Origin of the sequence: Chryseobacterium populi (genome assembly GCF_000282115.1) — a bacterium.
Lineage (GTDB): Bacteria > Bacteroidota > Bacteroidia > Flavobacteriales > Weeksellaceae > Chryseobacterium > Chryseobacterium populi.
Genome location: NZ_AKJY01000103.1, coordinates 1 through 3,843, shown reverse-complemented (window position 1 = coordinate 3,843; position 3,843 = coordinate 1). Strand labels below are relative to the sequence as shown.

The window sequence follows — 3,843 nt, the reverse complement described above, 5'->3', positions numbered from 1 at the left end:
AAACTACAAATTTTGAGACAGAAAAAAGACTGCCCCTTTTGAGACAGCCTCTTTTATTTGTAATTAACTTTGTGATCTAACTCTATTGGGTTATTATTTTTGATCAGATTATCTTGTATTTTCTTAGTCAATTCTCTTTCATTAACTGGTTTATAACCTCCGACTCCATCGTCTGTCATTACTTTTTTACCACCAGTGGCAACGATGCTTATAGGATTGTTAAAATAATCAAGTAACAAATTATTATATTGAATCCATGATATCTCTTTACCTCCTTCAACTTCGTATAATGAATTATTAGTTTTTACTCTTAATTGAGCAAGCTTAAAATCAAAATCAGATGCATCATCTTTTATTTGTATGATGAGACCAGGTAGACCATGGAAAAAATATGGTCCTTCTGAGATAGGAACATCTTTGGTAAACCAAGCAATCCAATGTCGCCCTCCATACTCGACTTCCGCCTTCTGGCAGTTATATTCTCCAATTCGAGCCGTTTCAGGGTTAATTTTCCAATCTAGCTTTTTAAAATCAGTGATAAAAAAACGGTCCCTGCTTAATGGTGACACATAGACCTTTTTTATTTTTGATTCTTTTATATTTTTGGTTAAATATAGTTCGTAAAGTGTATTTGCATTATACCCCATACCAAACTTTCCATTAGCTAAAAGTGAATCTGATCTTTTACGCATTTCTGTACGAAAAATTGAGTTCCCATCAATAAAATCAAGAATATATGCTTGATGAAGAATTTCCTTCTTATCAGTGGCAAATGGCTTATATGTTAGCTCATAAGATAAACTTAAACTTTGGGCATATATAATACCTAAAGAAAAAAATAAAAGAAAAACTATTAAATTATATTTTAGTTTCATTTCATACGAATTGATTACAGTGATTTATAAAAAAAATCCCCATTTTAAATGAGGATTTCTTTAATTTTTTACATACATCTATATGCCCACCACTGACCGTTAGTATCCGAGCCAGAATATACTTGACATGTTAATCCATATTTTGCACAATCTGCATTACCATGACACATATCAGGATAATCAGGTAGTAATTTTCCACCTTGTACTTTCTTTAATTGATCTCTTGAAATTTTTTTAAGATTTTTCATCAATTGTTTGTTTTTTAAGTTGTTAAATAAATATTTTTTTCACTTATCACATTAGTGTGATTTTATTTTTCAAAAGTATCTATAAAAAATCTAAAGATTGATTTACTTTAGTAATAATTTTTATTACTTTAGTGATAATTTTTTAAAGATATATGACTACACTGGGAACCAAATTGAGAAGATTAAGAGATGACAAAAAAATGTCACAGACTGAAATAGCTAATATACTGGGTGTATCGCAGTCAGCATATAATAAATGGGAAGCTGATCAAGCTAAACCAAGTTCAGACAATTTATTGAAAATAAGTGATTTTCATAATGTAGAAATAAAAGATTTACTTGAGGATAATGTAGGCATAGTTTCAAATAATATTTTTAAAGATTCAAGCGTATCACATCATATATTTAATTATGCACAAACAGTAAACATGCAATCACCTGAACTTATAGAAAATATTGTCAAAAATCAAGAACAAATTTTTAAAATGATTGAGCTACAAACTCAATTAATAGAAAGATTATTAAAAAAATAACTTAACTAACCCTTAACACAAACACGATGGCATTAACAAATTTAAACAACACCCACCTCACCGCTGCTCAACTTACAGCAGCACAGACAGCCATTACCGCACTGGAAACGGCATTAGCACCTATTACCTTACACCGGAAGACCGCCAAAAATATGGCAGCATCAACGAGCAAAATAAGCTTTTTGTAAATAAGGTATCTGATTACAGGAAAGGTCAGGGAACTCTCAGTGCTACAGATGTAGACTGGGCAGAGTTTGACAGAGACCTTACCTCCCGGCAGAATTATGAAAGCTTCATTACAAGGCTGGAAAGTCTTATTACAAGACTGAAAAGTGCAAAAACTTTGCATGATTATGATAATTACCAGGCTGCTCTCATCGATTATGCTTTTACAGCTTTTAAGGCAGGTACAGCAGCTCCGGGCTATGAAGTAAAGCATAATGAATTGAAACAGTTTTTTGGGAAATCAGCCAAAACAATTGATGATATTCCAAATGAAACTAAATAGAAAGTAAAATTCATATACTAGAAAGCCCTGAACAAATGTTCAGGGCTTTTTTATTTCTTCCACGGGGGTTCTGAAATACTCCAACGGGGTTCTGAAATGGTCCGTCGGGGTTCCATACTGATCTGGAGATGTATTTTACATATCGGTTGAGGTTATACAACCGCAAATTTCCTATTGGAAACCCCTCGAAAGGTCTTTAAGACCGCAAAAGAGTATTTAAAGACCCCAAAATATGTATCCAGAACCCCGTTGGAGTATTTCAGAACCTCAAATTATCATTAAATAACCTTATTACATATTTTCAATAACAATAGCAGAAGCACCGCCACCGCCATTACAGATTGCCGCAGCTCCGTATTTTGCATTGTTTTGCTTTAAAACATTGATCAATGTAACGATGATCCTTGAACCTGAGCTTCCAAGCGGATGTCCTAAAGCTACTGCTCCGCCGTTTACATTTACTTTCGCAGCATCTAATCCTAAGATTTTGTTATTGGCTAACCCTACCACAGAAAACGCTTCGTTGAATTCAAAGAAATCAATATCCGTAAGGGCTAAACCTGCTTTTTTAAGAGCAATCGGTAATGCTTTTGCAGGGGTTGTTGTAAAGTTTTCAGGCTCCTGTGCTGCATCAGCGTAAGATACGATTCTTGCTAAAGGCTTAAGACCTAATTCTTCCATTTTTTCTTTAGAAACAAGGATCAAAGCAGATGCCCCATCGTTTAGAGTAGATGCATTCGCTGCGGTTACCGTGCCTCCCTCTTTTTTGAATACAGTAGGAAGTGTAGATAATCTGTCGAAATTTACAGCTTTATATTCTTCGTCTTCAGCGAAGATAACAGGCTCTCCTTTTCTCTGAGGAATTTCAACGGGAACTACTTCTTCAGCAAATTTCCCTTCGCTCCATGCTTTTGCAGATCTTTTGTAAGATTCGATAGCAAACTGATCCTGGTCTTCTCTTGAAATGCTGTAGTCAGTTGCACATTTTTCTGCACAAACTCCCATATGCACTTTGTTGTAAACATCTGTAAGACCGTCTAAAACCATCCCGTCCTGCATTTTTACATCACCCAGTTTTGTAGCCACTCTTGCATTGTAATAATGAGGAACTGAAGACATATTTTCCATACCTCCTGCAACGATTACTTCTGCATCTCCGGCTTTTATCGCCTGGGCAGCCATTGTTACCGCTTTCATTCCTGAAGCACACACCTTATTTACTGTAGTAGATGGAGTCTCAATAGAAAGACCAGCTCCTAATGCTACCTGACGGGCCGGTGCCTGCCCTTCTCCAGCCTGTAATACGTTCCCCATGTAAATTTCCTGAACTTTTGCGGGATCAAGACCAATTTTGTCTAATGCGCCCTTTACTGCAACAGACCCCAGCTTTGTAGCCGGAACAGTTGATAAACTTCCCATAAAACTCCCCATTGGCGTTCTTACTGCGGAAACGATAAATACTTCTTTCATTTTTATTTTTTATATTTATATTTTAGTTGTTTTCTTCTACTTTATCAAATACAAATTCAAAGGTATCGTTATTGTATTCTGATTCTATTTTTATAAAATTGTGATCTGTTTCTACAACTCTGTTGATTAAAACTTCCCCTAGTTTTATAGGGTGGCTTTCATCTGATTTTTCTGTAATGACCACTTTATAGTTACAGTCGTCAACAAAC

General features: G+C 35.1%; 7 protein-coding genes. 3 read left to right on the top strand and 4 right to left on the bottom strand.

The features are described 5' to 3' along the window. Window positions 1–53: 53 nt before the first annotated feature. Window positions 54–875: a GLPGLI family protein gene (locus tag PMI13_RS18720; protein WP_007846692.1), complete on the bottom strand. Its 822-nt coding sequence runs from the start codon at window positions 873–875 to the stop codon at window positions 54–56. A 68-nt stretch (window positions 876–943) separates the two neighbouring features. Then, the gene (locus tag PMI13_RS18715) at window positions 944–1,123 is read right to left on the bottom strand and encodes a bacteriocin-like protein (protein WP_007846690.1); all 180 of its coding nucleotides are present in this window, start codon (window positions 1,121–1,123) and stop codon (window positions 944–946) included. 152 nt (window positions 1,124–1,275) lie between these two features. Here PMI13_RS18715 and PMI13_RS18710 point away from each other — a divergent pair, with 152 nt between their 5' ends. The 3 genes from PMI13_RS18710 to PMI13_RS21805 all read left to right on the top strand — a co-directional run bounded on the left by PMI13_RS18710 (window position 1,276) and on the right by PMI13_RS21805 (window position 2,164). After that, entirely contained in the window at window positions 1,276–1,656 is a 381-nt protein-coding gene (locus PMI13_RS18710) for a helix-turn-helix domain-containing protein (RefSeq protein ID WP_007846687.1), read from the top strand. A 26-nt stretch (window positions 1,657–1,682) separates the two neighbouring features. After that, window positions 1,683–1,844 carry a hypothetical protein gene (locus tag PMI13_RS21810; RefSeq protein WP_007846685.1) on the top strand — a complete coding sequence of 54 codons (162 nt, stop codon included), beginning with the start codon at window positions 1,683–1,685 and terminating at the stop codon, window positions 1,842–1,844. 155 nt (window positions 1,845–1,999) lie between these two features. Further along, the gene (locus PMI13_RS21805; protein WP_394330402.1) at window positions 2,000–2,164 is read left to right on the top strand and encodes a hypothetical protein; all 165 of its coding nucleotides are present in this window, start codon (window positions 2,000–2,002) and stop codon (window positions 2,162–2,164) included. Between the two features lie 291 nt (window positions 2,165–2,455). Here PMI13_RS21805 and PMI13_RS18700 read toward each other — a convergent pair whose 3' ends face one another. Both PMI13_RS18700 and PMI13_RS18695 read right to left on the bottom strand, forming a co-directional pair. Beyond that, window positions 2,456–3,634, bottom strand: a complete 1,179-nt coding sequence (locus PMI13_RS18700; protein ID WP_007846683.1) for an acetyl-CoA C-acyltransferase — start codon at window positions 3,632–3,634, stop codon at window positions 2,456–2,458. Between the two features lie 22 nt (window positions 3,635–3,656). Then, window positions 3,657–3,843, bottom strand: a 187-nt coding sequence (locus PMI13_RS18695; protein ID WP_007846681.1) for a hypothetical protein, incomplete at its 5' end; no start/stop codon positions are given.

Bases quoted from the DNA above. Each gene is read 5' to 3' on its own strand.
- PMI13_RS18700 (WP_007846683.1), bottom strand. From the start codon at position 3,634: ATGAAAGAAGTATTTATCGTTTCCGCAGTAAGAACGCCAATGGGGAGT.
- PMI13_RS18720 (WP_007846692.1), bottom strand. From the start codon at position 875: ATGAAACTAAAATATAATTTAATAGTTTTTCTTTTATTTTTTTCTTTA.
- PMI13_RS18710 (WP_007846687.1), top strand. From the start codon at position 1,276: ATGACTACACTGGGAACCAAATTGAGAAGATTAAGAGATGACAAAAAA.
- PMI13_RS18715 (WP_007846690.1), bottom strand. From the start codon at position 1,123: ATGAAAAATCTTAAAAAAATTTCAAGAGATCAATTAAAGAAAGTACAA.
- PMI13_RS21810 (WP_007846685.1), top strand. From the start codon at position 1,683: ATGGCATTAACAAATTTAAACAACACCCACCTCACCGCTGCTCAACTT.